26 protein-coding genes and 1 pseudogene are annotated in these 26,322 nt (G+C 63.4%); 9 read left to right on the top strand and 18 right to left on the bottom strand.

Features of this window, described 5'->3' with window-relative positions:
* Together LT971_RS09800 and LT971_RS09795 are read left to right on the top strand one after the other, a co-directional pair.
* Positions 1-2,358 carry an ATP-binding protein gene (locus LT971_RS09800; RefSeq protein WP_237006749.1) on the top strand — a complete coding sequence of 786 codons (2,358 nt, stop codon included), beginning with the start codon at positions 1-3 and terminating at the stop codon, positions 2,356-2,358.
* 86 nt (positions 2,359-2,444) lie between these two features.
* Positions 2,445-4,640 carry an argonaute/piwi family protein gene (locus LT971_RS09795; RefSeq protein WP_237006748.1) on the top strand — a complete coding sequence of 732 codons (2,196 nt, stop codon included), beginning with the start codon at positions 2,445-2,447 and terminating at the stop codon, positions 4,638-4,640.
* On the opposite strand, the gene LT971_RS09790 is transcribed toward LT971_RS09795, so the two are convergent.
* The 3 genes from LT971_RS09790 to LT971_RS09780 form a co-directional block, all read right to left on the bottom strand.
* Positions 4,637-5,731 (bottom strand): hypothetical protein, encoded by a 1,095-nt coding sequence (locus LT971_RS09790; protein ID WP_237006747.1) that lies wholly within the window; start codon positions 5,729-5,731, stop codon positions 4,637-4,639. The genes LT971_RS09795 and LT971_RS09790 overlap by 4 nt on opposite strands.
* Entirely contained in the window at positions 5,712-6,158 is a 447-nt protein-coding gene (locus LT971_RS09785; protein WP_237006746.1) for a hypothetical protein, read from the bottom strand. The genes LT971_RS09790 and LT971_RS09785 overlap by 20 nt, the downstream gene beginning before the upstream one ends.
* Positions 6,159-6,356: 198 nt before the next feature.
* Positions 6,357-7,403 (bottom strand): tyrosine-type recombinase/integrase, encoded by a 1,047-nt coding sequence (locus tag LT971_RS09780; protein ID WP_237006745.1) that lies wholly within the window; start codon positions 7,401-7,403, stop codon positions 6,357-6,359.
* Between the two features lie 359 nt (positions 7,404-7,762).
* Between LT971_RS09780 and LT971_RS16560 the strand changes: the two are divergent.
* Positions 7,763-7,867: pseudogene (locus LT971_RS16560) on the top strand (AbrB/MazE/SpoVT family DNA-binding domain-containing protein); the annotation flags it as partial.
* Between the two features lie 115 nt (positions 7,868-7,982).
* On the opposite strand, the gene LT971_RS09775 reads toward LT971_RS16560, so the two are convergent.
* Entirely contained in the window at positions 7,983-8,327 is a 345-nt protein-coding gene (locus LT971_RS09775; RefSeq protein WP_237006744.1) for a winged helix-turn-helix transcriptional regulator, read from the bottom strand.
* 77 nt (positions 8,328-8,404) lie between these two features.
* Here LT971_RS09775 and merA point away from each other — a divergent pair, with 77 nt between their 5' ends.
* The 3 genes from merA (at position 8,405) to LT971_RS09760 (ending at position 11,072) form a co-directional block, all read left to right on the top strand.
* Positions 8,405-9,862, top strand: coding sequence for a mercury(II) reductase (merA, locus tag LT971_RS09770; protein ID WP_237006743.1), 1,458 nt, complete (start codon positions 8,405-8,407; stop codon positions 9,860-9,862).
* A gap of 133 nt (positions 9,863-9,995) precedes the next feature.
* Positions 9,996-10,235 carry a glutathione S-transferase N-terminal domain-containing protein gene (locus tag LT971_RS09765; protein WP_237006742.1) on the top strand — a complete coding sequence of 80 codons (240 nt, stop codon included), beginning with the start codon at positions 9,996-9,998 and terminating at the stop codon, positions 10,233-10,235.
* Between the two features lie 63 nt (positions 10,236-10,298).
* A complete protein-coding gene (locus LT971_RS09760; protein ID WP_237006741.1) occupies positions 10,299-11,072 on the top strand; it encodes a DUF63 family protein in 774 nt (257 codons plus the stop codon).
* Positions 11,073-11,146: 74 nt separating this feature from the next.
* Here the strand turns inward: LT971_RS09760 and LT971_RS09755 are convergent, their stop codons facing one another.
* The 3 genes from LT971_RS09755 to LT971_RS09745 form a co-directional block, all read right to left on the bottom strand.
* Positions 11,147-11,866, bottom strand: coding sequence for an SDR family NAD(P)-dependent oxidoreductase (locus tag LT971_RS09755; protein ID WP_237006740.1), 720 nt, complete (start codon positions 11,864-11,866; stop codon positions 11,147-11,149).
* Complete coding sequence (locus LT971_RS09750; RefSeq protein ID WP_237006739.1) at positions 11,863-12,543, bottom strand: helix-turn-helix domain-containing protein; 681 nt, start codon at positions 12,541-12,543, stop codon at positions 11,863-11,865. The genes LT971_RS09755 and LT971_RS09750 overlap by 4 nt, the downstream gene beginning before the upstream one ends.
* A 75-nt stretch (positions 12,544-12,618) precedes the next feature.
* Entirely contained in the window at positions 12,619-13,551 is a 933-nt protein-coding gene (locus LT971_RS09745) for a hypothetical protein (RefSeq protein WP_237006738.1), read from the bottom strand.
* Positions 13,552-14,091: 540 nt separating this feature from the next.
* Here LT971_RS09745 and LT971_RS09740 point away from each other — a divergent pair.
* Positions 14,092-14,559 carry a hypothetical protein gene (locus LT971_RS09740; RefSeq protein WP_237006737.1) on the top strand — a complete coding sequence of 156 codons (468 nt, stop codon included), beginning with the start codon at positions 14,092-14,094 and terminating at the stop codon, positions 14,557-14,559.
* 26 nt (positions 14,560-14,585) lie between these two features.
* Here LT971_RS09740 and LT971_RS09735 read toward each other — a convergent pair whose 3' ends face one another.
* Together LT971_RS09735 and LT971_RS09730 are read right to left on the bottom strand one after the other, a co-directional pair.
* Positions 14,586-15,188, bottom strand: coding sequence for a hypothetical protein (locus tag LT971_RS09735; protein WP_237006736.1), 603 nt, complete (start codon positions 15,186-15,188; stop codon positions 14,586-14,588).
* The gene (locus LT971_RS09730) at positions 15,181-16,311 is read right to left on the bottom strand and encodes a DUF3179 domain-containing protein (protein ID WP_237006735.1); all 1,131 of its coding nucleotides are present in this window, start codon (positions 16,309-16,311) and stop codon (positions 15,181-15,183) included. Before LT971_RS09730 ends, LT971_RS09735 begins: the two co-directional genes overlap by 8 nt.
* Before the next feature lie 427 nt (positions 16,312-16,738).
* Between LT971_RS09730 and LT971_RS09725 the strand changes: the two genes are divergently transcribed.
* Positions 16,739-17,113, top strand: a complete 375-nt coding sequence (locus tag LT971_RS09725; protein ID WP_237006734.1) for a DUF7522 family protein — start codon at positions 16,739-16,741, stop codon at positions 17,111-17,113.
* Between the two features lie 33 nt (positions 17,114-17,146).
* Here the strand turns inward: LT971_RS09725 and LT971_RS09720 are convergent, their stop codons facing one another.
* The 3 genes from LT971_RS09720 to LT971_RS09710 all read right to left on the bottom strand — a co-directional run bounded on the left by LT971_RS09720 (position 17,147) and on the right by LT971_RS09710 (position 20,082).
* Positions 17,147-18,169 (bottom strand): NAD(P)/FAD-dependent oxidoreductase, encoded by a 1,023-nt coding sequence (locus LT971_RS09720; RefSeq protein WP_237006733.1) that lies wholly within the window; start codon positions 18,167-18,169, stop codon positions 17,147-17,149.
* A 109-nt stretch (positions 18,170-18,278) separates the two neighbouring features.
* Positions 18,279-19,217 (bottom strand): DUF3179 domain-containing (seleno)protein, encoded by a 939-nt coding sequence (locus LT971_RS09715; RefSeq protein WP_237006732.1) that lies wholly within the window; start codon positions 19,215-19,217, stop codon positions 18,279-18,281.
* A 316-nt stretch (positions 19,218-19,533) separates the two neighbouring features.
* Positions 19,534-20,082 (bottom strand): carboxymuconolactone decarboxylase family protein, encoded by a 549-nt coding sequence (locus LT971_RS09710; RefSeq protein ID WP_237006731.1) that lies wholly within the window; start codon positions 20,080-20,082, stop codon positions 19,534-19,536.
* 214 nt (positions 20,083-20,296) lie between these two features.
* Between LT971_RS09710 and LT971_RS09705 the strand changes: the two genes are divergently transcribed.
* Positions 20,297-20,932: a cysteine hydrolase family protein gene (locus LT971_RS09705; protein ID WP_237006730.1), complete on the top strand. Its 636-nt coding sequence runs from the start codon at positions 20,297-20,299 to the stop codon at positions 20,930-20,932.
* A 71-nt stretch (positions 20,933-21,003) separates the two neighbouring features.
* On the opposite strand, the gene LT971_RS09700 is transcribed toward LT971_RS09705, so the two are convergent.
* The 6 genes from LT971_RS09700 to LT971_RS09675 form a co-directional block, all read right to left on the bottom strand.
* Positions 21,004-21,498 (bottom strand): cupin domain-containing protein, encoded by a 495-nt coding sequence (locus tag LT971_RS09700; RefSeq protein ID WP_237006729.1) that lies wholly within the window; start codon positions 21,496-21,498, stop codon positions 21,004-21,006.
* A gap of 60 nt (positions 21,499-21,558) precedes the next feature.
* Positions 21,559-22,452, bottom strand: coding sequence for a hypothetical protein (locus LT971_RS09695; protein ID WP_237006728.1), 894 nt, complete (start codon positions 22,450-22,452; stop codon positions 21,559-21,561).
* A gap of 70 nt (positions 22,453-22,522) precedes the next feature.
* Entirely contained in the window at positions 22,523-23,890 is a 1,368-nt protein-coding gene (locus LT971_RS09690; protein WP_237006727.1) for a dihydrolipoyl dehydrogenase family protein, read from the bottom strand.
* Between the two features lie 111 nt (positions 23,891-24,001).
* On the bottom strand, positions 24,002-24,613 hold the full coding sequence (locus LT971_RS09685) for a helix-turn-helix domain-containing protein (protein WP_237006726.1): 612 nt from the start codon (positions 24,611-24,613) through the stop codon (positions 24,002-24,004).
* A 138-nt stretch (positions 24,614-24,751) separates the two neighbouring features.
* Entirely contained in the window at positions 24,752-25,822 is a 1,071-nt protein-coding gene (locus LT971_RS09680; protein ID WP_237006725.1) for a two-component system sensor histidine kinase NtrB, read from the bottom strand.
* A gap of 246 nt (positions 25,823-26,068) precedes the next feature.
* Positions 26,069-26,239, bottom strand: coding sequence for a DUF5786 family protein (locus LT971_RS09675; RefSeq protein WP_237006724.1), 171 nt, complete (start codon positions 26,237-26,239; stop codon positions 26,069-26,071).
* Between the last annotated feature and the right edge of the window lie 83 nt (positions 26,240-26,322).

Below are 26,322 nucleotides of genomic sequence, written 5' to 3'. Positions count from 1 at the left end.
ATGCGTCTCATGACGGCCGAGATTGATCGGTACGGTCCGCTGTACGACTGTCGGCCACCCTGTGAAGATGGGGTGGCAGTCCTCTCAGGCCCGAATGAGGCGGGAAAGACACTGTATCTCGAAGCCCTGCTTCAACTCCTCGAACCCGAGGCCTCGAAGGTTATGGATCCCGCTCCCCGGGTAAGCGAAGCACCGACTGGACGGATTATCGTCGAGAACGGCGGCGACCAGTACGAATGTGACGGTGACACGTCGTTGTGCGATATCTCCGCTATCGAGCCGCGACACCTCCAGAGCGTATTTGTCGTTCAAGACAACGACTTGGCCCTACCCAGCGACCAGGAGTACTACACGTCCCTTATCGAGAAGCTTGGGGACATCCACACGACCGAGATTAACGCCATCCAGTCGGAGCTGAAGGATCGTGGACGGCTCACCGATGCACGTCTCAACATTTCTAGCGACCAGTCCTACAACCACGCTGGGAACGTCCACGATGATGCTGAAGCACTCGCTGAGGATATCCGTGAGTACACAGCCCGAATCGAGGAAGAATCGTTGGACGAACTGGAGGCACGTCGCCTCCGTCTCAAACGACAGCTACGGGAGAGTCGTGACCAACTCGAGACGCAAAAGCAAGCAAAAACAGCAGCCGAGTACGAACGTCTCTCGGGTCAACTCGAGACGTATCAGTCGACGAGTGACCGACTCACCGACCTCGAATCGTTCGACCGTGACACCTTGTCTGAACTCCGAGAACTCCGGAACGACCTGAACCGTGATCGCGCAGACCTCGAGGATCTCGAATCCCAAATTGAGTCGAAAGAGGATGAGGTCGAAGAAATTGAGGCGACGCTGGAAGATCTCGAAACCAACGAGACCGGACTCGAAAGACGGGAATCAGCGGTAGATGACGCACGCACCGCCTTAGAGACGTACCGCAACCATCAGAACGAGGCGACTGGTGCAGAACGGCGACTCACACTGACCAAGTATGTGACCGTTGCGGGCCTGCTCGCGACAGGTGGAACAGGAGTTGCGGGTGCGATCACTGGGTCGCTTCCAGCACTTGGATTTGGGGCTGTACTTCTGCTCACAGCGATTGCGAGTGGCGTCATCTACTACCAGTCGAGCCAGCGCCTCACGGCGTTCGAAACTTCACGTGAGGCAGTCCTTCGGACAGCTCGGGATGCCGGCTTCGACGTCGAGAGCGTTGAAGAAGTTGCCCCGGCTATCGAATCCTTCGACGGCCAGCTGTCACAAGTCCGTGATCGCGTCACGAGGAAAGATCAACAACTCCAAGACGCCGAAGGGGAGCTAAGTGATCTTCGTAGCGAAAAGTCGGACCTAGAATCACAGATTACCGACCAGGAAGGCAGGTTTGAGGATCTATTGGAGGCGGCAGATGTCGAATCGATTGATGAGTACGAAGAACAAGTCGACGCCCGGGAGGAATTAGACTCGGATCGACAAACTGCCAAGCAAAGTCTCGTTGATCGATTCGGCACTCCCGATGCCGATGACCCAGACGCAAAAGCAACGGCGTGGGAGCAAGATCTGGCCGAACTCGTGGCTGACGTAGAAGTTGACGACGTGGATGCGGACACCTATGACGAAAGCAGACTCCAGGAACTCGAAGAAAAGGTTGAGCGTCTGGGTGAGGAACTCGACGACCTTCAGGCACAACTTACGGAGCACGACGACAAGATGGATGGCTTCGACCGGCGTGCCCGAGAGCTCAATACTCAGCCGTTTATCGGCCGGAGTCTCGGGCTGGATTCTCGGTCCAAGGACGGGCTCGAAATGCTCGCATCTGACCTGGATACTGTCGTCGACGAAATTGAGGAGGATGCTGAACTGTCGCGTAAAGCACTGGACGTGTTCAATCGGATCGAAGTGCAAGAGGAACAGAAATTGGCGAACTTGTTCGACCCCGATGGGCCGGCCTCCCAAACGTTCGAGCAGGTGACTGGTGGGCGTTACACCGAGGTCGCGTACGATGCCGAGGAGCACGAGATCGTCGTTGAGCGCCGTGACGGTCGAATACTAACGCCAGAGGTGCTGAGCCAGGGCACGAAAGACCAATTGTACTTTGCAACCCGTGTTTCACTTGCCCAGCAACTCCTCGGCAACGAATCCGGGTTCCTCTTGCTCGACGATCCATTCCTCGCGGCCGATCCAGAACGACTCCGACAGGGGTTCGAGACCCTTCAGCAACTCGCCGATGACGGCTGGCAAATTCTCTATCTCACTGCGAAACAGGAAGTCAGCGAAACGATGGTCAACGAGTACGACCTCGTACACACCCAGATGGAATCTCTATCGTCGGCGACCCAATCAGCAGATATCTCCCGCTAACCACTTATCAGAGAACGATACAACCACTCCTCGAATCTAAGTCCCCCGAAACTTCTAATTGGTTCTTGTTCTATTAGTCACAGAGAATGAGCCAGTTCCTCAGCTCGTTTCCCGTCACTGTCCCGGAGGTCCCCGCGAAAGTCTACAGTATCTCTGCGGAACTCCCCGACGACCCGTACTCGGAACTCGATCACTACGAGAACGTTCTCGCTAGTCGAACCTGGGGAAACGCCCATCGCCTCCGAGGAACGGATGGCGACTGGCATCTTGCAGTCTTCGGTCACGACCACGAACCCGAGGAATTAGACGTCGATGGAATCAAGCTACAGCTAGAAGGAGACGTAACTCTCGATGCAGAGAATCCACGCCATCGAAAGGCGCTTGCTCAAGCCCTCAGGGAATCGTTCGGATCATTCCTGACCTCCGTACTAAACTACTGGGAGTACAACGAGTACGCGAACTTCTACGACGATGAACCACATCGAACAGTCAGGGGAGATGATGCAACATATGAGATGTACCGTGGGGTTCGCACGAATATTGACTATCGTGAAGGATCGGGATTCATGCTCAGTGCGGATCCAACTCGAAAATTCCTCGACGAACGAACCCTCGCCGATCGACTTGCTGACCAAGGCGAGTCAGAGATAATCAATCGATTTGGTGGTGGGAAACGGTACTTCTTCTTTGATCGCCCCGAGCCACAGCCTGTTCGTTTGCATACGATTTCCGATGCGACCGTCTCTGACGAGACGATGACTATCGACGGTGAACCGACATCGGTACTCTCCTTCGTCGAAGAGGAGTACGGAAGCGAATACGCCGGGAAAATTGATCCAAGCGAGCTAATCGCCAAAGTCAAGTACAGTCCTGACGGCCGCACGTACGACGCCGCGCCCTCCTTGCTTCGTTTAATTCCGAATCAAGAAGAGGCAACCACACAGGCCTCGACACTCGATGCTGACGAGCGGTGGCGAGAAGTCAAAGAGTGGAAGCGGCCGATCCACTACATTCAGCTCGGTAACCACGACGCGGACGTAGGAGATGCCCCCATCAGTAACAATATAGACACCTTCGATTTCCCCACTCTTGGTTTCGGAGAAGATGTCGTACTCGAGATTGGGGCTTCCGATTTAACCAGTTCCGGGGAAATCACACGGTCCAACTGGGAATACCGCGTTCTCGACTATCTCAAGGAGTTCGGCCCGAAGCGGAAACCGATGGACGAACCGTGGGTGGCAGTACTCCATACAGACTCCACTCGGGAGACAGCCTTCGAGGCCTTCGAGACAATTAGTGACTACCTCGAAACGTATACCGGCGTCAAGCTGAAGGCACATCCAGGTGGCGCGAGCTTCGAAAGCAGAGGCGAATTTGACGAATGGAGAAACGACTTCGCTGACAAGGTTACCGGTGCCTTCGCGTACATGACAGATGACGGACCCTACTATGACGTTATCAACGCTGTTAACGGCAAACCCGTCCAGCATCTCCGACACGAGAACTATCAAAAGGAGCGCAATCGTGACCAGAGTTATTCGCTCCGAAACACCGCAACGGATCTCGCGTCGAAGTTGGGGATCCGCCCCTTCCTCTTAGAGGAGGGCCTCAACGCTGACGTCGCAATCGGGTTGAGCGTAACCGGGGACCAGCAGACGACCGCGTGCTCCGTCACAATCTCCGGCGAGACGGGTGATGTAATCGATTGGACTGATCGCCCACACGGCCGCGGAAACGATCAGGTGACAGATCACGATCTCGCCGAGAAGTTGATCGGCGATGGGATAGTCGCCGCAACTGAGCAGAGTGATAGTCCCATCAACTCGCTCGTAATCCATAGAAACGGTACGTACGGCAACGAAGAACTCGCGGGTATCGAGTCCGCAATTGAGGGCCTGAAGGAAGACGGATATATCGATTCGGACTTCAGCTGGAGTGCAGTTGAACTCCGGGATAGTACGTCGTATCGGCTCTATTCTGAGGATGGGGATAGAGCCTGCCGGACGGGGGCGTACGCTCGTATCGACGAGTCTACGATTCTACTGTCTCCGTCGGGCGGCGAATACACGTACCAAGGAACCCCGCGAACGTTCCAAATCCGGAGGAAAGCAGGGACGGGTGACTTTGATATCGTTGACGTCGGGAAAGACGTGTTCGATCTGTCCTTCTTGGTCTGGTGGTCGCCCGGTTCCAAAATCAGTGACCCGATTACTATTCGCTACCCGAGTCGAATGCACACTCTATTCGAAAACTGCCCTCAGCTTCGGTTCCTCCCGAGTTAATACTCATCGAGCCAGTATTGATTGGCTTTGAGGCGATACTCGAAGTCCGGTGCTTCGTCATAATCAGTCCCATTGAGTAAGTGCTGGCAGAGGTTATCTAGGTCGTCGTTCACGGATTCGGCGTCAGAAACGACAGCGTCCACCAACTGGTCATCGACCCATTGATCATAGAATGACGGCTTTGAGTTGATGGTTCTCTCTAAATGTTCGGTGTATTCATCGCGGACGTGTTCCAGTGACTCAAGGAGTTCGTCAGGGAGATACTCATCCGCGAGTGTCGTAACGACCTCTGCCCTGAGTGCCTCAGGAGGATGGAGGTATTCGTCTTCGACTCTGACGTTCCGAATGATATTGTAGGGTCGACGCGTGAGGAGGTGGTGGAGTTGCGCGCAAACGTAGCTAGGGCCAAAGGCGAAGAACCCTGCGACGTCACAGAAGAGCTCATCGTACCAGTAATCCCAGTTCTCGTAGAAATCCCGCTCTGCACGGGCAGTACTCATCTGGCGTCGAAGCTCGCCGAAGCGCTCGGTGAAGTCGTCAGAGCGTGCCGATTGTTGGTCAGAGCGGGCTGACCGTTGGTCAAGAATCGCGTGTGCGACCTCGTGGGCGAGAATCGGCGTTGTGGGAATAATGTCCTGCCCCCTCGGAATGTAGATGACGTAGTACTCGTTATCGAGGAGAGGGAGGAGCGAATAATTCTCCCGAATTACTGGGAGGCACGTCGCCGTCAGTCCAAAGGAATCCGTAAGTTCGTCACAAATATTCCGGACATGACAAATACGATCTCGAGAGTGGTCGCGGTGATTGGAATACAGTTCCAAGTGTGTGAGAACTAATTCAAGTTCCGCGATGTTGGCTTCGGCGGACAACACTTTCGAGAGGTACCGCTGATAGAGGGGATCTACATCCGGATTCGCTTCGACGTCAGAACGTCGGCGATCGATATCGTCGAAGATTTCGTCTATCTTCGTGAAGCGCGAATCGAACGAATCACTGACCGAGAGATCAGAGAAGCGAGTTATTTCGTCCTGAAGATGATCGAACCGGGCCGTGAGATCACGCTCCCGGTGATCAATAATCCGACGTGGCAACGTAATCTCGCAACTGTTCCGCGTCTTGTTCCGTCGTCTGTTCAGCTAACTCCTCTATGAGTTCTAACGCCTCAATGACGTCTTCAAGGCCGGAATAATATGTTAGGTCGGCTCCGGCCTTGTCCAAGAGTTCCAAGTGTCGGTTGAGACGCTCAATTGCGTATTTATCGATCTCGCCGTAATGCTCTCGTAGTTGCCGAGCCAAGGCGTAGGTGTAGCTGTCTGCTTTCTCTGGATGCTGAAGAGCGTCACGCAACGCCCTGAACACAGCTTCTCCTTCCTCCAGATCTTCCCGAAGTTCACTCGTTCGAGTCTTCGTTACGGTGCCGTCGCTCTGGAGAAGGGCGAGCGCGTAGAGCGCATCATCAGCTTGCTCGCTGAAACGGCGACCAGTATCGTATCGCCGTTTCGATCTCCAGAGACTCATGCATCCAGTAAATTAACTGGGATGCCAAATCAGTTTTGTCCCGGATAGCCACCCAGACGCAATTAGCGGGCGAGCAACAGCCTCATTTGACCGAATTCAGGTCTGTGGACGAAGTTATCGTCGTGAACGCCAGGTTGGGTTAACACATTTATGTGGGCGGTTTGGCCACTCCGAGAAGTCTGAGGGAAAGCCATGACACTATTTGTCTCTCTGATTCGAGCTACTAGAGATGCCGTTTCCGGGGAGATACTGTCGACGTTGGTCTAGTTTCTCTTTTTTGCTTCGCTGGTCATAGTGTCTGTCCAGTACGCTAGGACCGACATCCATGCGATCACTCACGACTTTTTCTGGTATACCGGATTGAAGTGAGTAGGTAATGGCACCTCTCCGAATCGGATGGGGACTCAGCGACGAAGGACAGGCGTGTGCGTATGCTGTCGGCTGAGCCTCACAGTCCTCGATTTCGCGGTCGTGGGGGCACTGTTCATCATAGATGCAGGGCCGCGTATACTGGTACGCGATAGTCCGAGCCCGATTCTTGCTGAGGCGAGATCTCTGTGTGGCAAACAGCGGCTCACGTCCGTAGTCGTCGACGGTGCCTGGATGATTGACTTCCAGCCAATCGTCCAGCACACTACAGACTCTGTCGTTCAGAGCGACGAACCGCTCGCTTGCTTTCCCGTTCTTTAGCGATGTCCCTTGCTCCGGCCGATGGACGAGTTCGAGAAACTGTTCGTCGGCATTGTAGTCTTCCACATCGGTCCCGACGGCTGCCCCGACTCGGAGGCCTGTGTGCCAGAGCACCTCGAACAGAGTGTGCTCCAATCGAGCGTACCGATACTTCTCGAGGTGTTCGAGTACCTTCTCGACTCTCTCCGCACTAAGCATCTCTTCGCGAGCGTCCTCCGCCGTAGTCGTTGGCAAGATGATCTTCTCGTCGAGTCCTGGCTCCACGGCGTCGATGGTCGCACAGAATCGCAGGAACATCCTGAGCGTAGCCAGTTGGCCTTTCATCGTGGCCGTCGCCAAATCGTCCTCGTTCCGTCGCTTCACCCGGAACCTGTGGACGTCTCGTCCGGAGAGGTCGTTGAGGTTCTCGATGCCTTCCTGGTCGCACCACTGGACGAACTGCTTGAGTCGGTAGCGATGCGATTGAATCGTTGCGTCGGCGAGTTCGTGGCTGCGCTCGTCGAGATACATCTCGCGTCCGGTCGCTGGGTCGAGGGGTTCGAGGTCGGTCGTCATGGGTCTATATGGTGAAGGCGACAGACAACGAAATTCAGACCACGCAGTACAGAGACTGAACCACTCTAGAATCGCTTGCTTGCGGGATGGGAGTTTCTGGATTGGCGCCGCCAGGGCCCATAGTTGGATAATTCATGGCTTTGAGGGCATTTAGAGACAATTTTCTATTTTGTGTGGTAGAATATTAGGGGTAGAGAGTCCAATCATGCTGTGGTTGCGGGTCGGTGCTGTCGTGCCTTCGCTGATGACCGACGGGCGACCGTGAGGTAATCTATCGCCGATTGTGGTGTCTCCCCGTCGAAAACGCGACAATGCTGTGATCGCGCTGTTCACACCATTTGCCGCCGGAATGAGTCTTAATCGAGGTAGTCCACCAACGCGAGGGCGTCTTCGACGACTTCGAGCCCGTTTACGCTGGCGAGACGAACGCTGTCGAGGCCAACGGCGAGTTCGGGGACGAGTGATGACGGCCGCGCTCCCGGACACGAAGGATTCTGTTCGCTAGAATCCCGCGTCGAGAAGCTTTGGATCGGCACTTCTCTTCGACTTCCAAATCACAACATCCCTGTCGAGAATCACTCAACTGTTCTCTGTTGCCCACTCGAGCAGTGGCTCCAGACGTCTCCGGACTTCCTCGCCGTCGTCGGTCACCGCGTACTCGACTCGGGGCGGGATTTCGTCGTACTGCGTTCGCGTCACGAGCCCCGCCTCGACGAACTCGTCGAGGCGTTTCGAGATCGTCGACGAGCTGGCGGTCGGGACGTGGGCTTCGATTTCGGCGAACCGGAGCGAGTCGTGGGCGCCGATGACGCTGATCAGTTGCATCGCGTACTTCCGACTCAGCGTGTCGATGACGCCAGTCAGTGGACAGTAACACGTCCCGTCGACGTCACAGCTGGGCGCGGATGGGGTTGTATCTGCCATAGCTTCGGAGCCTCCAACCTACTCCATAGCTTCGGACTCTACAGTATAATTACTTCGCGCTCTAGAGTAACGACGAGATGGTTTCAGCGCACTCCTACGACCTCGTCGTTCTCGGTGGCGGTGCGGCGGCATTTGCTGCAATCACTGAAGCTAGCAACCGAGGGTTCTCCACGGCGATGGTGAACACAGGGCTGCCGCTGGGTGGCACCTGCGTGAACGTCGGTTGCGTGCCGAGCAAACACCTGCTGGCGGTCGGCGAAAACGCCGTGACACCAGCGGAGAACCCGTTCGACGCCGTCCAGTACAGCGACGGCGAACCGGCGGTCGACTGGGCGGCCGCCCTCGACGGAACCGACGAGCTCGTGGAGGAGTTCCGGCAGTCGAACTACGTCGATGTCGCTGAGCATTTCGAGACCGACATCTACGAAGGCTACGGCCAGCTGGTCGACGACACAACCATCAGGGTCGTCGACGGCGCCGACGAGGGCGCACGAATAACCGGCGAGAAAGTGCTCGTCGCGACTGGGAGTTCGCCGTGGGCGCCACCCATCGACGGGCTCGACGACATCGAGTACTACACGAGCGAGACCATCCTCGAGGAGCGCGACCTCCCCGAGAGCATCGTGATGCTTGGTGGCGGGTACATCGCGCTCGAGTGGGGACAGATCCTCCACCGGGTTGGCGTCGACGTGACGATTCTCCAGCGCTCTGACCGAGTGCTGTCGGGGATGGAAGGCCAGCTAGGGCGAGAGATACAACGCGTGTTCGAGGCGGAAGGCATCGAGGTGGTGACTGGCAACGAGTTCCAACGAGTCCGCACGCCAGCAGGCGACGGAGGAACTGAAACGATGCAGTCGGGCGTCGCGGTCGAGACGGTCGTCGACGGCACCACGCGGACAGTCACGGGCGATGCGCTGTTCGTCGCGACCGGCGTCCAGCCCAACAGCGAGGGCATCGGCCTCGAGTCGGTCGGCGTCGAGATGAACGGCGACGGAACAGTCCGGGTCGACGACCACTTTCAGACGACGAACCCGGACGTGTACGCTGCCGGCGATGTAATCGGCGCACCCGAACTGGAGACGGTCGCCGCCAAGGAGGGCAACCACGCCGTCAAGAACGCCTTCGGCGACGAGGACCTCAGCATCGACTACGATGCGGTCCCCGCAGTCGTATTCACCAGTCCCGAGGTCGCAGCCGTTGGCACGACCGAACTGGAGTACATGGACGAGTACGGCACCTGTTCGTGTCGGACCGTCCAGATGGCGGACGTCCCGCGGGCGAAAGCAGTCGAGAACACGGATGGCCTCGTCCAAGTCGTCAAGCACCACGAGACCGACGAGATCGTGGGCGTCCACATGGTCGGGCCGCGTGCCGCCGACATGATTATGGAAGCGACGCTGGCGGTGAAGTTCGGCCTCACGATTGACGACATCATCGACACGGTTCATCCGTTCCCAACGTTCAGCGAGGCATTCAAGCAGGCCTGCCAGGCGTTCCGGCGGGACACCTCGACGATGAGCTGCTGTGTCGAGTGAGGAGCCACGAATCAGGATTCTCCGGGGGTCCAGCCCTCGCTCGGAGACGCGGATAGTGACGGCGGCCGTGCAACCGCGTTGCCGACCCGCGGTGGGGTTTTACCCCGACCGGACCTACTGGGTGCCAGCTTCGATGCTGGAACTCTATCGACTCCCCGGCTGCCCGTACTGTGCAAAAGTCGAGCGCAAGCTCGACGCGCTCGACCTCGACTACAAGGCGCACAACGTGCTCCCGTTCCGCTTCCTCCGGTTCGAGGTGAAATCGGTGAGCGGGCAGTCCGGTGTGCCAGTACTCGTCGATCCCGAACACGGGATCGATGGACTGGCGGAGAGCGACGATATCGTCGCCCACCTCGAGAACACGTACGCCTGACGTGGCTCCGGACGCCTGTCCAGTGCGAAACGACCCCGAAACGGCTCGACCGGAGCTGCCGGCATGAGTGCGTTCAGCATCGCGTTCGCACTCACTGCCGTCGTGGGCGCCCTCCTGGCGTGGATCCTTCATCGTCGACGCGTCGTGGTGGCCGCGGACGAGATTGCAGCCACGCTCCCGTGGTTCGGCATCGTCGGCGTCGCGGTCGCCGTCGGCCGCACGGCACCGTCGTCGAGCCTGTCTGCTGGGTTCCTCAAGAGTCCGACGGTCTACCTCGCGGTGGGGTCGCTCGTCACGGGCCTGTGGCTCGTACTCGATACCGCCGGCGTCGACGACACCTCGAGATGGACGGTCCACAGCGGCGTCCTCGTAGCTATCGGTGCCGCGAGCGGGACATTGCTCGCGGCAGAAGCCATCCAGATGCACGTCCTCGCGTGGAACGTCGTCGCGGTCGTCTTGGCGGTTGCCGTCACCGGACTCGTCCTGCAGACGGTGCCAGACACACGCTGGTCTACGCACGGCTGGCTCGGAACTGGCGTCCTCTTCGCACACGTCCTCGATGCGACGACGACTGGAGTCGGCCTCGAGCGTCTCGGGGCGACCGAACGCAACCCGGTCTCCGCGACCATCATCCAGCTCGGCGACGGCATCGGCCCGTCCGGCGTCGTTCTCTTCCTGTTAGTGAAAGTGATGGTCGCCTCGTTCGTCCTGACGGTCCTCGATACTGACCCCGACCGCGCCGGTCGTGACACCGTCACGTTCCTCGTCGTCGCGGCTGCCGCAGGCCTCGTCCCTGCCGTCCACAACCTCACGCTGTTCGCACTCACGGTCCGTTAGCCTCGCTGGTTCGCTCAGATTCCGTCCACTCGAGACACCGCGTTCTGCGCGACGGAACCGATGACCCGCCGGCCCTAAATGAACTCGGAGTTCTGCGGACCGTTCGTGATGTGGACCTCGAAGGGCTGGGTGCTGACGTCGTCCTGTTCGACGAGATGCCAGTAGGTCTCGGCCATCTCGTCCGGGTCGAGGAACGTCTCTCCGTCGCGGTCGGGGGATTGCTCGCGGACCCGGGGCGAGTCGATCTGGCCGTCGATGACGACGTGTGCGACGTGGACGCCCTCGGGGCCGAACTCCTGTGCGATGTCCATCGCCATGCCGCGGGCGGCGAACTTCGCGGCCGTGAACCCGATTGTCCCACCGAGACTCCGCACCGCGGAGGTCGCGCCGGTGAACACGACTGTGCCGCCGCCCGTCTCGAGCATGTCGCCGACGGCTTCCTGCGAGCAGACGAACGCGCCGCGGCCGTTGACCGCCCACGCCCGCTCGAACTCCTCGACGCTGGCATCCATGAGTCCATTCCAGGCGGCGGCGCTGGCGTGGTTCACCAGGACGTCGACCGGGCCGAATTCTTCGCGAACCGCCTCGAAGCCGTCCCGGATCTGCTCGACGTCGGTGAGGTCGGTCTGGACCGCGAGCCCTTCGCCGGGGTCCGGGAGGTCGTCGGCCAGGTCCGCGATGTAGTCCCGCGACCGGGCGAAGAGTGCGACCCGGCAGCCTTCCGTTGCTAATTTCCGGGCGAGCGATTCACCGAGTCCGGGACCGACACCAGCGATGACTGCCGTGCGAGTCATACCCGACCATACGAGCCGGACCCGCAAAGCCGTACTGACGGTGTCTCTAATTCCGGTCGACAAACGGTCGCCGCATTCGTCACCGCACCGAATACGGCCAGTACGCAATTACGCAGCTCCCTGGCGACGAACTCCCCGTATTGCCGAGTCTCCCAGCACTCACACTCGTCGCCCGCCTGTGGCACTACTTTCCCGGCTCCTGCTCGGCGACGGCTGCGAGCTTCTGCTCGTCCAACTCGTCGAGGAGTGCCATCGCGTCGGCAACCCAGCCGAGGAGTGCGTCGCGGTGCCGCCGTCGCACCTCTTCGATGGCGTGCAGTGTAGACGTAGCGCTGCCCGCCGTCGTCCAGTGACTCCTCGCGGCGCTCGATGACGCCGAGCGACCGAAGCTGGGTGAGTTGCCGAGAGGCAGTGGTGCGGTTGACGTCGAGCGCAGCAGCGATGTCTTCGATGGTCACCTCGTCGCGTTCCATGAGGAGCACGCAGATGTCTACCCCTGTCTCCGAGACGCCAAACACCTGGGTCACGAGCGTCGCCAGGTCGGGCTCTTTGGCGGCGTCGACGGTCACCGGTTCCATAGGCTCGCCACAGCACTCTCGGTGTCGGTCGTCGAGCGCGACGCCCTCACAGTGGGGACAGGCGTACACGGTTACCCCGTCACCGCCGTCCTCGGGCATGACAGTAGCTACATCGGCGTGGAGAGTCAAAGTTCCCGGGCCCGGTCAAAAAAGTGGAATCGTTCGGAGCGCGGGCTAGTTCAGGACGGCGGGGAACGTGAGGACGTTCCGGATGTGGTTCGTCGTGCCGCCCTCGACCTCTTCGCCTGGAATGACCGTTCCGTTAGCCTTCCCCTCGCCCCATTCGGGGTGGGTGATGACGCAACTGAACGTGAACGGGTCCATTCCGGGGATGATCGGACTCCCGGATTCGTAGTGAATCTCGATCGGGTCGCTCCGGCCGCGGATGTTCTCCGGGTCGATGTTGTAGTCGCCGAAGACCAGGAACGAACCGGCCGGGACCGACTTCCCTTCTTCGCCGCCCCACTCGCCGTGGAGGGTCATCTCCTCCTGTATCGACACGAAGTGGCCGCCGTCGCGCACGAGCGCTCCCTCTTCGGAGACTCCCTCTCCCGATATCATGTAGGCCCGGTACTCGGTGTCGAGGTCCTGCATGAACCGGAAGAACTGCGCGCCACCGCCGACGTCGTCGTCGATGGTTTCGACGTTTCCGTCGCCGAGGTCCTCGCCCTCGAACGGGAGGCCGAACGTCTCCTCGAAGAACGCAGCGGCTTCTCTGTCGAGTTCCTGGGCCTCCTCTTCGCTGCGGCCCATGATCTCCGTCTGGAAGAAGTCCCCGCGTTCGATCCGGTCCCAGTCGCCCGTGGTGACACCTTCCGCGATGTACATCAGCGTCTTGTCGAACCCGGCGAGGTCGGGGCTCGCTAGCGTCAGTTCGCCGCTGTAGCCGCCTTCTCCGTCTTGCCCACCTTCGTGTTCGTCGGAACTACCACGCGAACTGGTGGCCGCGGCGTTGCCGCCGGCCGCTGAGAGCCCCACTCCTGCAACCGTCGACGCGATGGCGCCTCGTCGCAGGACCTCGCGGCGGGACAGGACTCCTTCGAGTACGCTCGGTAGTTTCGATTCTTCGCGCTCACCGTTGTCGTTCCGTGCTGTCTCTTGTGACATGAGAGTGGTGTGCTTCGGTGGGGCCGGTCCCCACCGGGCTGACTAAGACCACGACGTATCCGGTGTTTGTTATAAATCGCGATTGTGCGGTACCCCCGCATTGTCGCAGCGCCCGCTCCCTCCTCCGGAACGAGGCGAGCGAAAAATGTATGCAGGTTCTCACTAAGGCGCGAGCGCTGAATCGCTACTCGCGTCTCCCGTAGCGAACCGACACTCACGACACACCGGATTATTGCCACTGGCACGGGAAGACGAGCGCGAGCACCGCTAGGAGTGGCCTTCTTCTGGGGCGGGGCGTCTTTAGCGAGTTCGCTCATACGAGGTCGACGGCTCAATCTGGGTGACTGATAGGTCTCGGGCTGTACGGTCAGTCATCCTGGATTCGTGCAGTCCTCGACGCGCTTCCCCGACCGGGCGGAGAGCGGGACACGATACAACCAGTCACTGCCTTCCCACATCTGTAGTGCATCTCGCAGCGGTTCGAGAATTGCTCTGTGCACTGGCTCGATTTGAAGTGGCCACGATTCCTAGCTTCATGAAATGAACGACCAGATGAGTGCTGCAGAGGGCGTCTCGACGGCCCGGCTGTACGGCGCGAGCATCGGCGTCGTTTCGGGGGTGTACTCGTTGTTTCAGGCGACGACGGGGGCCGGGATGTCGGGAAGTGCGTGGTTCATGGCGGCGCTCGGCGCAGTCGTCCTCGTCCACGGCGTCGTCCTGGTGACGCCGGCGACGTCGGCGCTCGGGCGGGCGAGCGGCCCGTTGATGATCGCCTATTCGGTCCTGATGCTGGTGAACCAGGCGTGGCTGGCGAGCACGTTCGGAGACGGAATGGCCGGTGGCGGGATGAACGACGGCGGGATGATGGACGGCGGGTCGATGAACGACGGCATGCAGAGCGGGATGGACGCGGCGTCAGCGATGGGCGCCGACGCCGGGATGGTGGCGATTGCGGCGTTGATGCTGGCCAGCGGCGTCATCATGACGCGCCGCGAGTCCGGGATGTGACGGCTGCCGGATGCGACTGTAGACGGTCAGAGGAGCGCGGGGTCGACGCGCCGGCCGATCAACAGCAGCGAGGCGACGAGCATCGCGACGGCGAGGGGGACGAGGTACTGGAACCCCGTGATGACGGTGGCGCTTGCCTGGACGCCGACGACGAGCAGTATCGTCGGTCCGCAGCAGGCCGCGCCGGAGAGCAGTGCGGGGACGCCGGCGAGGACGCCAGTCGAGCTCTCCAGTCCGCAGGCTCGGGGCTGGACGAGTCCGAGGTAGGTGAGCGCGAGGTTCGCGCCGACCAGCACGGAGAGGCCGACCGCGAGCGCGGCGTTCAGCGGCGAGAACAGGTACGTGAGTGGGCCGGCGGACACGACGGCGACCGCGCCGTACCGGAAGAAACCGAGGCTGGCGAACGCTCGCGAGAGGTCGTCGGCGACCCGGATGGAGAGGGGGCCGCGGCCGCCCGACGCGAACGTGAGGTCGCCGACCGTGGCGAGGTAGACGAGGAGATAGCCGACGGTTGCGGCGACGAAGACGAGGCGGGCGTCCCGGCGTCTGGCGACGACGCCGAGCGCGGCGCGCGTTCGGGCGAGGACGCTCGGGCCGGCTGGGGTGGGTGACTGGCGCAACTCAGGCATAGAGGCTGGTGTCGGGGTAGAAGCCGTTCCACGCGAACCACATCGCGTCGAACGCGAGCACTCGGTCGAGCGGGAGCGACGTGGGGTCGTGCGTCTCGCCGTCCGCACTCTCGACGGTGCCGTCGTCACGGAATTCGAACGCGCGGTCCTCGGGGTTCCGGTAGACGTAGCCGGTGTCGAGGGCGTCGTCGTAGACAGCCAGTACCGGGGTTCCCGCGAGGTCGCCCGTGACGAGGTGTTCGTTACGGAGGCGGTGTTTCTCGAAGGCGACCGCGCCCTCCGGCGTTCGGGCGCCGAGCACGACGGTCTTCGTCGCGAGGCGGTCGTCGTCGGCCGGCGAGCTGAACATCGGCGCGGACTCGGGTTCGTAGTAGCCCCGCCGGGGGTTGTACGAGCCGTAGGGGTCGCGGTCGTAGTTCTTCGCGAACCCCGTGTCCCGGGAGAGCACCTCGGTGTCGGGGTGCTGGTCACGCCAGCGCCCCCAGGTCGTCCACACGAGCCGGAACTCCCGGAGCGACCGCGTCTCCTCCGGGGAGTTCCACGGCCCGGGGACGCCGGTCGCGAGCACCTGGGGCCACCAAGTCTCGGTCGCCCGGTCGTACATGACGAGGTTGTTGTTCACGAGGCGGCCGGAGACGCCGAAGGTGGTTTCGCCGCGCTCGAACCCCATCGCGGTGCCGGTCAGCGGGCAGTACGTCACGCTCACCGGCCGGCCGGCGACGACGTCGTTGCAGATCTCGTGGGCGACCAGAATCGATTGGGGATACGCGCGGACGTCGCCGTCGACCGCGAGCCCGAACACCGGGTCGCCGGGGTCGAGGTGGTCGTCGGCGTCATCGGCGGATTCGAAGCTCGGGTCGTCGATGGAGGGGATGCCGTCCTTCGGCGGGCCGCCGGAGACTGCCCGGCCCGCGACGTCGCCTGCCGGCCACGGCAGCGGGAGCGCGTCCGGGCGCGACGGTGGTCCCGTCTGGGTGCCACCTGCCGCCGTCGTCTCCTCGCTGGAGGTCGAGGCGCCGCTGGCGTCACCAGTGCCATTCCGCCCGCCGAGACAGCCGGCGAGCGCCGCCGTCCCCACCCCTACGCTCGCGAGGAACGCCCGTCGGGACGATTCCCTGTTCATGTGGTACCGTACAACGTGTACGGCCAAAAGCGCTCCATAACCGCTCGGTAACCCGAAACGGAGCGAATCACCGCTCTCAGACCCCTGCCGAAACGGCGTCGTCGTCACGCACGGCTCCCTCACCGGCTCACCTCGACCCCTCGGCTGACGAGCGAGGACCAGACTGACCGGTTCGGCGTCGCAGTGGTCCGGGTTACCGCTGTCTCACTGGCTTACGCGAGTGTTGGCTGAGGCTTATATCGGTCCCGGTGGTGCGTACAGGTGGACGCCCACTGCGGGTGTCCGAGCGTTCCGCCAGTGTGTGCCGCGATTCACTGTCGTCACACGCCCCGTCCTCACCGTTCCACCTCTCCCCACCGTTTCGCACTGTCGACACGCACACGACCGACCCGAACACCGAAGCCCCGTGGCTCTGTACCCTGTCACTATGAACGAGGAGTTCTCCGGACTCGTCGACCACCTCCAGGACCACGCGGGCGACGCGCTCCAGGCGGTCGTCGTCTATCTTGGCGACGACCACCGAGACCTCTACCGCCGCGAGGACGTCGTGGAACTCCACGGGTCAGAACTGGACGCCGAGGTGCTGGCGGACATCCGATCGGATAAGCGACGCCGCGAGAGCGAGGCCGCGAAAGCGTACGAGGGCAGCCTGCGGGCGACCGTCCGGGTCTTCGACTATCGTGTTGTTCTCAATCTGCCGCGGGACGACGAGTCGGGAACGGTGGTCGTCCTCGACGTGAGCGCGGCGAGCGACCTCGCAGACTTTGTGACTGATATCCGCGCTGACATCTACGACGGGTAGTCGACGCCGCCGGGTTCGCCGTCGCTCGCTACGTCAGTCGTCGTAGGTGTGGAAGGAGACCGCCTGTTCGAGGAGTTCGTCGGGAATCCCTGGTACCTCCTCGCAACGGACCGGCCCTGCCTCCTCGATGGCGTCCGGTTCCCGTGGGAAGTCCCGGAGCGAAAAGTGGACGTCGATGCCGGCTTTCGCACCGTCCGCGAGCGCGATGGGGACCTGGTTGTGGCCGGGCGTCAGGTCGCCGACGGCGTACACGCCGTCGACGGAGGTTTGACCGTGGTCGCCGACCTCCACGGTGCCGTCGTCGTTGATGTCGACGCCGAGTTCGCGCGCCAGCCCGTTGTTGTACTCGGCGCCGTACATCGCGAACCCGCCCTTGTACTCGCGGACGGTGCCGTCTTCGAACTCGAGGGCCTTCAGCCAGCCGTCCTCGCCGTTCTGCACGCCGGTGACGTCCTCGTGGATCACGTCGATGGGGTGGCCGTCGAGCATCGCCGCGGTCTCGTCGCTCCACTCCGGATCCTCGCCGCGGGTGAGCACGTCCACCTCGTCGGTGAAGTTCAGCATGATGCCGGCGACGTGGGCGGTGCTCTCAGCGTGCCCCATCACGTAGACGGACTCGTCGACGAACATGTGGGCGTCACAGTGCAGGCAGTAGTGGAGGCCCCGTCCCGTCCGGGGCAGCGGGGGCTCCGGGCGCACGTCGTTCATGCCGGTCGCCAGCACGACGTACTCCGCCCGGTAGGCCGTGTCGCCGCCGGACAGCTCGAATCGGCCGTCGTCGGTCCGCGAACACGACGACAGCACGTCCCGGACGATGTCACAGCCGTACTCCTCGAGTTGCTCTTTCCCGACGCCGAGGTACTCGTTCCCGCTGGTCTCCTCTCGGACGCCCAGGACGTTGTGGACCTCCTGCATCATCGCCGCCCGGCCGCCGCCGCGGTCGACGAGCGCGGTCCGGTGGCCGAGTCGCGTGCTGTACAGCGCCGCGGTCTGGCCGGCGGGGCCGCCGCCGACGACGACTATCTCGTACTCCTCGACGGACAGGTCGTCTGTCATGTCGTCCTAATCACGGGGCAGCGAGAAAAGGGTAGTTCCGCCGTGCATTCCCGTTGCAACACGGCGGCGGGACGTAGCTGCTCGCTGAGAACTCCGAGGTGCTCTCGGTTCAGGCGTAGAACGCGTCCTCCCCGTGAGCGTCCTGCCAGGCGAACGCGAACAGACGGCGAGAGGGAACGGGGTCGAGGCGACGACCGTCGCTCGCTCGTCCGGTCGCTGGGTCCCACGTCGCGCCGTCTGCGGCCAGGTCGTCGTCGCGGCGCTCGAACGCGAATCCCGGGTCTTCGAAGGCGGAGATGCCGCCGTCAGCGGCTATCACGACGACCGCCAGGCCACCGACGGTGTCCGCGACGACGCCGCCGGCCGCCTCGACGCGCCGGGCGGGGTACCCGACTGCCTCGCCGTCGGCTTCGACACCCAGAACGACGTCTTTCGGGTCGAGGTCCGCCCGGTTCCAGGACCGCTGGCGGCCCTCGCCGCGCATGCCGTACAGCCCGAACGGTTCGCTCTCCGCGTACCGCTCGTAGGGTTCCATGTCGTAGTGCGTTCGCGGCGACTGGGTTCCATCGCGGCCATGGGTCGGCTGGAGGACGACGCCGTTCGGGTTGGCGTCCCGGAACGCTTCGTAGGGGACGAGCGACGCGGGCAGCACGTCGAGTTTCGCGCCCTCGAGGTCGCCCGCGAACGCCTCGCCCGTCGTCTGCTTCCACTCGCTGTCGGTCTGGCGGTCGTACAGGACGAGCGCGTCGTCGGCGAGCTTCCCGGAGACCCCGAACTCCAGCGTCTGGCGGGCGACTGTGCGGTCGTAGACGACGGCGCTCCAGCAGATCGGACACCACGTCACGGCGATCGGCGTTCGGTCGCCGTCAGCGTCGAGGACGTCGTTGACGACCTCGTGGTAGCTCAACAGCCGAATCGGGTACGCGCGCGGCGGGTCGGCGTCGACCACGACGACCTGGTCGCCGGGGTCGCCGAAGTAACTCGGGCCGAACTCGGGGGCGTCGACGCTCGGAATCGCGTCCCGGGGCAGCACCGACTCGACGTGCATATTGGCGCGTACTCGGCCTGCGAGGATAGCCGTTCGGGAACCCGCGGGTTGGGCCGTTACTGGCGCGCTCCCGGGGAGTCGAATCGGTCGAGCTCGGGAGCCGCGAGGACGCGGCGGCGGGGCGGCCGGACACCGGGACTACGGGCCGGCCGCCCGGCAGCCAACGAGAACTGGGGGAAGGGGTCCCCGGGTCAGGCCGCAGACTGGCGCCCTCGGGGAGCAGACGCCACGCCCACAGACGCGTCGCTCGGACAAAAAGCTGAGACAACGGCCGGGTTACGGAGTGAACGGCAGGTAACTGCGGGGGACGGGGCGGTCACTGTTCTGGGGCGTTCGGCCGGTCGCCGGGACGGATGTTCAGCGCGTCTGCGACGGTGTTCGCGGACACCGCAGTGGCGGCGACGGCGAGGAGGCCGACGATGGCCGGGTCGTCGAACCCCGCGTCGCGGAGCGCGTCCACGTCGCCAGCCGAGACGGCGGACGGGTCGGCGGCCACCTGTTCGGCGAACCCGATGGCCGCGCGCTCCCGGTCGTCGAAGGCGTCGGTGTCGCCGCGCGCGACAGCGTCGACGTCGGCGTCCGGGACGCCCACCTGTTCGACGAGCGCCTCGCGATGGCTGGCGACGCAGTACTCGCAGTCGTTCGCGACCGAGACGGCCAGGTAGACGAGTTCCGCGAGCCGTCGGTCCACGCCCGCCGCGTCGACGACGGCGTCGTGGTACCGCTGGCGGGCCGCGAGGACGTCGGAGTTGGTGGCGACGGCCCGCGCGAACAGCGACGGCTCGCCGTACTGGTCGGCGTCCGCCGCGAGCAGTTCGGCCGTCTCCTCGTCGGCGTCGGCCGCAGTGACGTACTCGAGGTGCATCACTCCGAGGACGCGCCCATCGCCCCCTGAACCTTACTGTCCCAGCGTGGGCTCGTCGATTCGACCGGGCCGCCGCGGTCCCGGCTGTTCGGTCGGGGTAGCGGGCCGCGTCCGTTGGCGAGGCACGTCTCCGCTACGGTTCCGTTACGTGGTTACCGGCTGGTTCGCGCGGCCTTTTATGTTACCAAACACTACTGAGTTACTGTAAGTAACTATGACAGGCGTCGAAATCGACACCGAACGCACGGCAGTACTGATCACGGACCCACAGATCGACTTCCTCAAGCCGGAGAGCGTCGTCTGGGAGAAGGTCGGCGAGACGGTCGAGGAGAACGCCGTCGTCGAGAAGCTGCGGCGGCTCCGAGACGCCGCTCGCGCGGGCGACGTCCCCGTCGTCTACTCGCCCCACGAGTACGAGGACGCCGAGTACGACGAGTGGCAGCACCTCAACACCATCGACGAGATCATGTTCGACACCCGGATGTTCGACGTGGCCGGTGACGGCGCGGACTTCGTCCCTGAGCTCGAACCCGACGACAACACATTCGTCCTCTCCCCCCACAAGCAGCTCTCGGGGTTCTGGAGCAACGACGCGCAGATCCAGCTCCGCCAGCGCGGGATCGACACGATCGTCCTCGCGGGCATGAGCGCGAACCTCTGCGTGGAGTCCCACCTCCGGGACGCCGTCGAGAACGGCTTCGAGGTGCTGACGGTCACGGACGCCACAGCGGCCGCCGGCGAGGACGCCCTCGAGGCCGCGCTCACCAACTACGAGTTCATCGCCCACGAGACCGCGACCACCGGCGATGTCGTCGACCGCCTCGAAGCGGCCGCCGACGGCTCGGCCTGACGTCCGGAACGGCTCCACGCGCGGACTGACGACCGGAGTCGACTGTCCGCCACTGCGGCGCCAGCGCGTCCCTACGGGACCTCGCCGGGCATCGACCCCTCGTACCAGCGGCCGGTCTCGGCGCCGCACTCCTGACAGCGCGCCGCGACCGCCGCCCCGTCACCCGCCTCCTCCAACTCGGACTCCGTCTCCGCATCGCACTCGGCACAGTGCCGGAGCTTCCGCTGCTCGCCGTATTCGAGCGGCGCGCCCAGCGTCAACGCCCGGACGCGCTCGCTGCCCCGGTTCCAGCCGCGCTGGAACTCCCCCGGACCGAACCGCACGATCTCTCCCGCGTCGACAGTTACCGGGCCGTCCTCGGTGTCGAACGTCGCGGTGCCCGACTGCACGTAGAACAGCTCCTCTTGGATCTCGTGGTTGTGATAGGCGAACGCGAAGCTGTCGCCGGGCTCCAGCTCGTAGTAGTTGACCGCGACGTCGGTCGCGCCCAGCGCGTCGGTGAGCTGGCGCATCACCGCCGCCGGCTGCACGCTGTTCTCGACGTCCGCGATGGTGACTCGCTCCATACGGGGCGTCCGCGGGCCAGTCGAATAAAACGCCACCAGCCGGCAGCCGTCCCGCCGCCGTCACCACGGCAGCACGACGAACTCGCCCGTGGCCGCGGCGCGCACGCCGAGGTAGAACGCGGTGCCGAGCGCCGCGCTCGCGACCACGACCAGGTCGGGGTCGCGCCGCGGCATCGCGTGCCCCACGACCGGGATGTCGGCGAGCTCGGGCCGGGTGACGACACGATTCATCACCGTGCCGAAGCCGGCCACCAGCACGGGACCAGCGACAACGCTGTTGACGGCAGTGACGAACTGGCTGGTCGCGGCGTCGCTCAACTCGACGGTGGCGACGGGCCCGACGACGGACGCGGGGGCCGGGAGCACTGCGACAGCGCCGCCGTAGTTCGCGTACAGGAACAGTGTGCTGCCGCCGACGAGGGCGGCGAGCCTGACGCGCCCGCGGTGGACGGTGGGTAGTGCGCGCGGCAGGACGAACACGCCGAGCAGGAACACGGCGTTCATGCCAGCCCACGGGCCGAAGTCCTGCATCGCCAGTGGCAGCCCCGTGGCGAGGATGCCGACGCTGAACCAGTCGAGGCTCAACAGCCGGCTGCTCGGACACGACCCCGCGAGGACTTCGGCGCGGTGTCCCGGGTGGAGCAGGTGGGCGACGACCCGCGTCAGGAGGAACGTCGGCACGAGCAACACGTAGGCCGCCAGCCGGACCTGGAGGCCGGCCGCCGTCCCCGCGGCGCCGATGGCGATCGCCGTCGAGAAGTCCACGACGCCGTTCACGAACCAGAACGTGAGCACGGACGGCGCGAACAGGCAGCCGTTCAGGATGGCCGCGAGGTAGCCCGCCGAGTACGAGAACTCCTGGTCGAGGAGGTCGCGGAACGCGGCCGCAACGTTCCTCGCCGTCCCGATGGCCGACCGGATTCCGGACGCCGGTGGGGCTCGCAGCTCAGTCATCGCTGGACGGAGCCGACGTTCGCCGCGGCCCTGACGGGTCCGGTCGCCCGTTTGTCCCAGCCACGCCGAATCAGTTCGCGGCGTCCTCGAACGCCGACTCGACGACTTTGCTCAGCGTCGGGTGGGAGTGAATCGTGTCGGCGACGTCGTCGACGGTGAGGCCGTGCCGCATCGCGACGACGGCCTCGTGGAGCAGGGCAGACGCGTCGCGACCGAGTGCGTGGGCGCCGAGGATCTCGCCGCTCCCGGGGTCGGCGAGCACCTTCACGAAGCCGGCGTCGAGTTTCTTCGCGCGCCCCATCGCCGAGTCGGCGTGGTCGGCGCGCCCGACGACGTACGGCGCGTCCGCGGCCGCGAGGTCGGCCTCCGTCGCGCCGACACCCGCGACCTGCGGGTCGGTGAACACCGTGTGGGGCATCGCCGAGAGGTCCAGCGCGCGTCGTTCACCGTGGACGACGTTCGCGACGGTGTGCCGAGTCTCGTAGTCGCCCGAGTGTTTGAACATGCCGTTGTCGGCGATGTCGCCCTGCGCCCAGACGCCCCGGGCGGACGTCTCCAGGTAGTCGTCGGTCTCGACGAACCCCCGGTCGTCGACGTCGACGCCGGCCGCCTCGAGGTTCAGGGTGTCGCTGTTCGGCCGGCGGCCGAGCGCCACCAGCACTTCGTCGCCCTCGACAGTTCGGGTGTCGCCGTCCGCGGTTTCCGCGTGGACGGCGTAACCCTCAGCGGCCTCCTCGACGGCCGTCACCCGGTGGCCCGTGTAGACATCGTGCCGGTCGGCTGCAATATCAGTGAACGCTTCGCCCACGGCGTCGTCCTCGCGGGGCAGCAGCGAGTCCTCCATCTCCAGGACGGTCACGTCGGTGCCGAACGCGTCGAAGGCGTACCCGAGTTCGACGGCGATGTAGCCGCCGCCGAGGACAACCATGCTCTCCGGAACGTCTCGGCGGTAAAGCGCGTCCTTACTGGTCATGTAGTCGATGTCGTCGAGACCGTCGATGGGCGGAACCATCGGACGACTGCCGGCGGCGACCACAACCTTCTCGGCACTTACCTCGTCACCACCGAGCTCCACGGTGCGCTCGTCGACGAACCGGGTGTACTCGTCGAACAGCGTGAGGTTCGGTTTCTCTCGGTAGCGCTCCTCCATCCCGTCTGCGATGCCGCCGAGAAGGTCGTCCATCTCGTCGACGACGGCCGCGTGGTCGACGCCGTGCACGGACGCGTCCACGTGAAACTTCCCCGCTGCCCGGACGTCGCTGATGGCGTCCGCAGCCTGGATGAGCATCTTCGAGGGGTTGCAGCCCCGGTTGAGGCACGTCCCACCGAGCGGCCCCGGCTCCACGAGTGCGGTGTCGAGGCCGGCGTCCGCGGCCGCGGCGGCGACGTTGTTCCCGGTCCCGCCGCCGACCACGAGCACGTCGAAGTCTGATGTCATGTCGTCCCGGACGGGGCCGACAGGCAAAACCTCTCAGCGTAAGTGTAAGCCGGTTGCACACACGCGATTCCTACACCACAGCCCCCGCGGACAGCCTGCTGTGCTACCGTGTCAGTCTTCGGCGGAGTCCTCCCAGAAGACGTCGGGGAGGTCGCTGTCGGGGTTCTCGGCGAGGTAGTCCCGCTTGGTGAGGTTCGCGTCCTCGATGAGCTCCGCGGCCTCGCCGGCCCACACGTAGAACCCGACGAGCGTCTCCCGGCGCATCCGGTCGAGGTCTACCGAATGATAGACGTTGACGACGCCGCCGCCCTCGCGGTTGAGCTCGGACTGCTTGAGGAGGCCCAGGTCGACGAGCGTGTTCAGGTACCGGGTCACCGTGCTGCGCTCGTAGCCGAGCTGGTCGGCGACCTCGGTGGCCGACAGCGGCCCCTCGCCGATGACGCACAGGCAGATGTCGAGGCCCGCCTTCGGCAGGCCGAACGCCTCCAGCAACACCTGCTTGACGTCCGGCGGCTCGACCCGCATCGAGACGTCGGTCACGCGCTCCATCGGCGTGTCGTGACAGGACATCGGCGGGTCGTCGCTGCCGATGGTGAGCACCACGTTGTCGCAGTCGCGGCACTCGTAGATGTCGTAGCGGCTCGACGCCGGGTCGTACTCCACCTCTTCGGGAATCTGTGCGGACGGGTCGTCGGTGCCGTCGTCGCCGCGGGGGTTAGCCATCGCTTCTCGAAGCCTCCATTCGTGCGGGAGAACGGACTCACCGGGAATAAATACCCGCCTCGGACCCCGTCACCCAGGAACCCGCCGGGCCGTCCGTTCTCCCTCGCTGCGACCACGAGCCGGCTGTCACGCTCAGCGTCACTCGCCGTTGGCGCGACCACCGACGCCACTAACCTCGAAGCGCGCACCGCCATCCGCGCTGTCGGTCGCCACGACGTCCCACCCGTGGTCGTCGGCGATGCTGGCGACGATTGCGAGGCCGAGGCCGGTCCCCGTGTCGTCCTCGGTGACACCGCGGTCGAAGAGGGCATCCCGTCCCTCGGACGGCAGCCCAGTCCCGTCGTCGGCGACGAAGAAGCCGTCCGGCATGTCACCGACGGTGACCGTCACGTCTTCACCGCCGTGTTCGACGGCGTTTCGGAAGAGGTTCGCGAGTAACTGTTTCACGCGGGACGGGTCTGCCGCGATGGCCTGGCCGGTTTCGACGGATAGCGAAGCCGTAGGTGCGTTGGCTAGCCGCCAGGCTTCCCGGGACTGCGACGCCAGGTCGACCGCCTCGATCGTTTCTACCGTCTCGCCCTGGCGGGCGACGACGAGCACATCATCTACGAGGGCGTTCATGCGCTCGGCCGCGTTCCGGATCGCCTCGAAGTGCTCCGGGTCGCCGGTCTCTTCGGCGAGGTCCACGCGTCCGGAGACGACGTTCAGGGGGTTCCGGAGGTCGTGTGAGAGCACGCTCGCGAACTGGTCGAGGCGCTCGACCTCCGCCTCGAGCTCGCGCTCGTATGCGACGCGCTCGGAGACGTCTCTGAGCATCGCCACCATCCACGTCGATTCGCCCCCACCACCACTACTGACGTCCAGAGACGCTCCCGAGATTTCGGTCGGGACCGTCTCGCCGGCCTTCGTGACGCAGGCCAGATCGTCCGTCCACCCGGAGCCGTCCCTGAGGACGTCCCTGAGGAACTCGTCTCTGACCTCCTCGAAGTCCTCGGGATGGATGTCTTCCGGGTCCAGGTCGAGCAACTCCTCGCGCGTGTACCCCAGTAGCTCGCAGGCGGCGGGGTTGACGTCGACGAACCGTTCGGTGTCGAAGTCGACGACCATCACGGCGTCGTTGCTGTGCTCGAACACCTTCCGGTAGAGTTCGTCGACGGGTGGGCGGGCGGAATTCTCCCGGTCACAGTACGGGTCGGGATCTTCGGACATCTCTGACCAGGCTCTGACTATCTTGACCTGGGAACGCTCATAAAAGCTCTGCGGGTGTGGGAGCCTCCTGCTCACCCGTTCTGGTTCGGATTTTCTCTCGAAACTGTGCCGTCTTGTACGATTCCGGGGCGTGATTGATAATCTGGAATCGTATCAGGGCTAAGTCGGCTGTAGACGGTCAGTTCAGGACTCGGGGACAGAACTCGTGAGGTCAGGCAGTCGAAATAGGGACGAGATGGGGACGTGTTAGTCGTTTTTGATGTCTTTTAGCTGGTTGACGAGGTCGTCCGTGGAGGCTTTCGTCTCGAAGTGGACGTCACCATCGTGGTCGTTTTCGTGGACATTGACTCCCTTGTCCTCGTCTGTATCTACGCTCTGGTCTTTTTGCTCAGACTCGTCGTAGCTACCAAAACCCATACGCCTGCATTCGTGGCTCTCCGCAAAAGTTGAGAGATGTGGATTTTGAGTTCTCCTGGGCTGGGGAAAGCCGAATTTTACTA

It is taken from the genome of Halobacterium rubrum (assembly GCF_021729015.1).
GTDB lineage: Archaea > Halobacteriota > Halobacteria > Halobacteriales > Halobacteriaceae > Halobacterium > Halobacterium rubrum.
This window is presented reverse-complemented; position numbering and strand designations above follow the sequence as displayed.

What these genes read in the sequence shown, in the direction of transcription:
- LT971_RS09800 (WP_237006749.1), top strand. Translation starts at nt 1, where the DNA reads ATGCGTCTCATGACGGCCGAGATTGATCGGTACGGTCCGCTGTACGAC.
- LT971_RS09795 (WP_237006748.1), top strand. Translation starts at nt 2,445, where the DNA reads ATGAGCCAGTTCCTCAGCTCGTTTCCCGTCACTGTCCCGGAGGTCCCC.
- LT971_RS09785 (WP_237006746.1), bottom strand. Translation starts at nt 6,158, where the DNA reads ATGAGTCTCTGGAGATCGAAACGGCGATACGATACTGGTCGCCGTTTC.
- LT971_RS09780 (WP_237006745.1), bottom strand. Translation starts at nt 7,403, where the DNA reads ATGACGACCGACCTCGAACCCCTCGACCCAGCGACCGGACGCGAGATG.
- LT971_RS09775 (WP_237006744.1), bottom strand. Translation starts at nt 8,327, where the DNA reads ATGGCAGATACAACCCCATCCGCGCCCAGCTGTGACGTCGACGGGACG.
- merA (WP_237006743.1), top strand. Translation starts at nt 8,405, where the DNA reads ATGGTTTCAGCGCACTCCTACGACCTCGTCGTTCTCGGTGGCGGTGCG.
- LT971_RS09765 (WP_237006742.1), top strand. Translation starts at nt 9,996, where the DNA reads ATGCTGGAACTCTATCGACTCCCCGGCTGCCCGTACTGTGCAAAAGTC.
- LT971_RS09760 (WP_237006741.1), top strand. Translation starts at nt 10,299, where the DNA reads ATGAGTGCGTTCAGCATCGCGTTCGCACTCACTGCCGTCGTGGGCGCC.
- LT971_RS09755 (WP_237006740.1), bottom strand. Translation starts at nt 11,866, where the DNA reads ATGACTCGCACGGCAGTCATCGCTGGTGTCGGTCCCGGACTCGGTGAA.
- LT971_RS09750 (WP_237006739.1), bottom strand. Translation starts at nt 12,543, where the DNA reads ATGCCCGAGGACGGCGGTGACGGGGTAACCGTGTACGCCTGTCCCCAC.
- LT971_RS09745 (WP_237006738.1), bottom strand. Translation starts at nt 13,551, where the DNA reads ATGTCACAAGAGACAGCACGGAACGACAACGGTGAGCGCGAAGAATCG.
- LT971_RS09740 (WP_237006737.1), top strand. Translation starts at nt 14,092, where the DNA reads ATGAACGACCAGATGAGTGCTGCAGAGGGCGTCTCGACGGCCCGGCTG.
- LT971_RS09735 (WP_237006736.1), bottom strand. Translation starts at nt 15,188, where the DNA reads ATGCCTGAGTTGCGCCAGTCACCCACCCCAGCCGGCCCGAGCGTCCTC.
- LT971_RS09730 (WP_237006735.1), bottom strand. Translation starts at nt 16,311, where the DNA reads ATGAACAGGGAATCGTCCCGACGGGCGTTCCTCGCGAGCGTAGGGGTG.
- LT971_RS09725 (WP_237006734.1), top strand. Translation starts at nt 16,739, where the DNA reads ATGAACGAGGAGTTCTCCGGACTCGTCGACCACCTCCAGGACCACGCG.
- LT971_RS09720 (WP_237006733.1), bottom strand. Translation starts at nt 18,169, where the DNA reads ATGACAGACGACCTGTCCGTCGAGGAGTACGAGATAGTCGTCGTCGGC.
- LT971_RS09715 (WP_237006732.1), bottom strand. Translation starts at nt 19,217, where the DNA reads ATGCACGTCGAGTCGGTGCTGCCCCGGGACGCGATTCCGAGCGTCGAC.
- LT971_RS09710 (WP_237006731.1), bottom strand. Translation starts at nt 20,082, where the DNA reads ATGCACCTCGAGTACGTCACTGCGGCCGACGCCGACGAGGAGACGGCC.
- LT971_RS09705 (WP_237006730.1), top strand. Translation starts at nt 20,297, where the DNA reads ATGACAGGCGTCGAAATCGACACCGAACGCACGGCAGTACTGATCACG.
- LT971_RS09700 (WP_237006729.1), bottom strand. Translation starts at nt 21,498, where the DNA reads ATGGAGCGAGTCACCATCGCGGACGTCGAGAACAGCGTGCAGCCGGCG.
- LT971_RS09695 (WP_237006728.1), bottom strand. Translation starts at nt 22,452, where the DNA reads ATGACTGAGCTGCGAGCCCCACCGGCGTCCGGAATCCGGTCGGCCATC.
- LT971_RS09690 (WP_237006727.1), bottom strand. Translation starts at nt 23,890, where the DNA reads ATGACATCAGACTTCGACGTGCTCGTGGTCGGCGGCGGGACCGGGAAC.
- LT971_RS09685 (WP_237006726.1), bottom strand. Translation starts at nt 24,613, where the DNA reads ATGGCTAACCCCCGCGGCGACGACGGCACCGACGACCCGTCCGCACAG.
- LT971_RS09680 (WP_237006725.1), bottom strand. Translation starts at nt 25,822, where the DNA reads ATGTCCGAAGATCCCGACCCGTACTGTGACCGGGAGAATTCCGCCCGC.
- LT971_RS09675 (WP_237006724.1), bottom strand. Translation starts at nt 26,239, where the DNA reads ATGGGTTTTGGTAGCTACGACGAGTCTGAGCAAAAAGACCAGAGCGTA.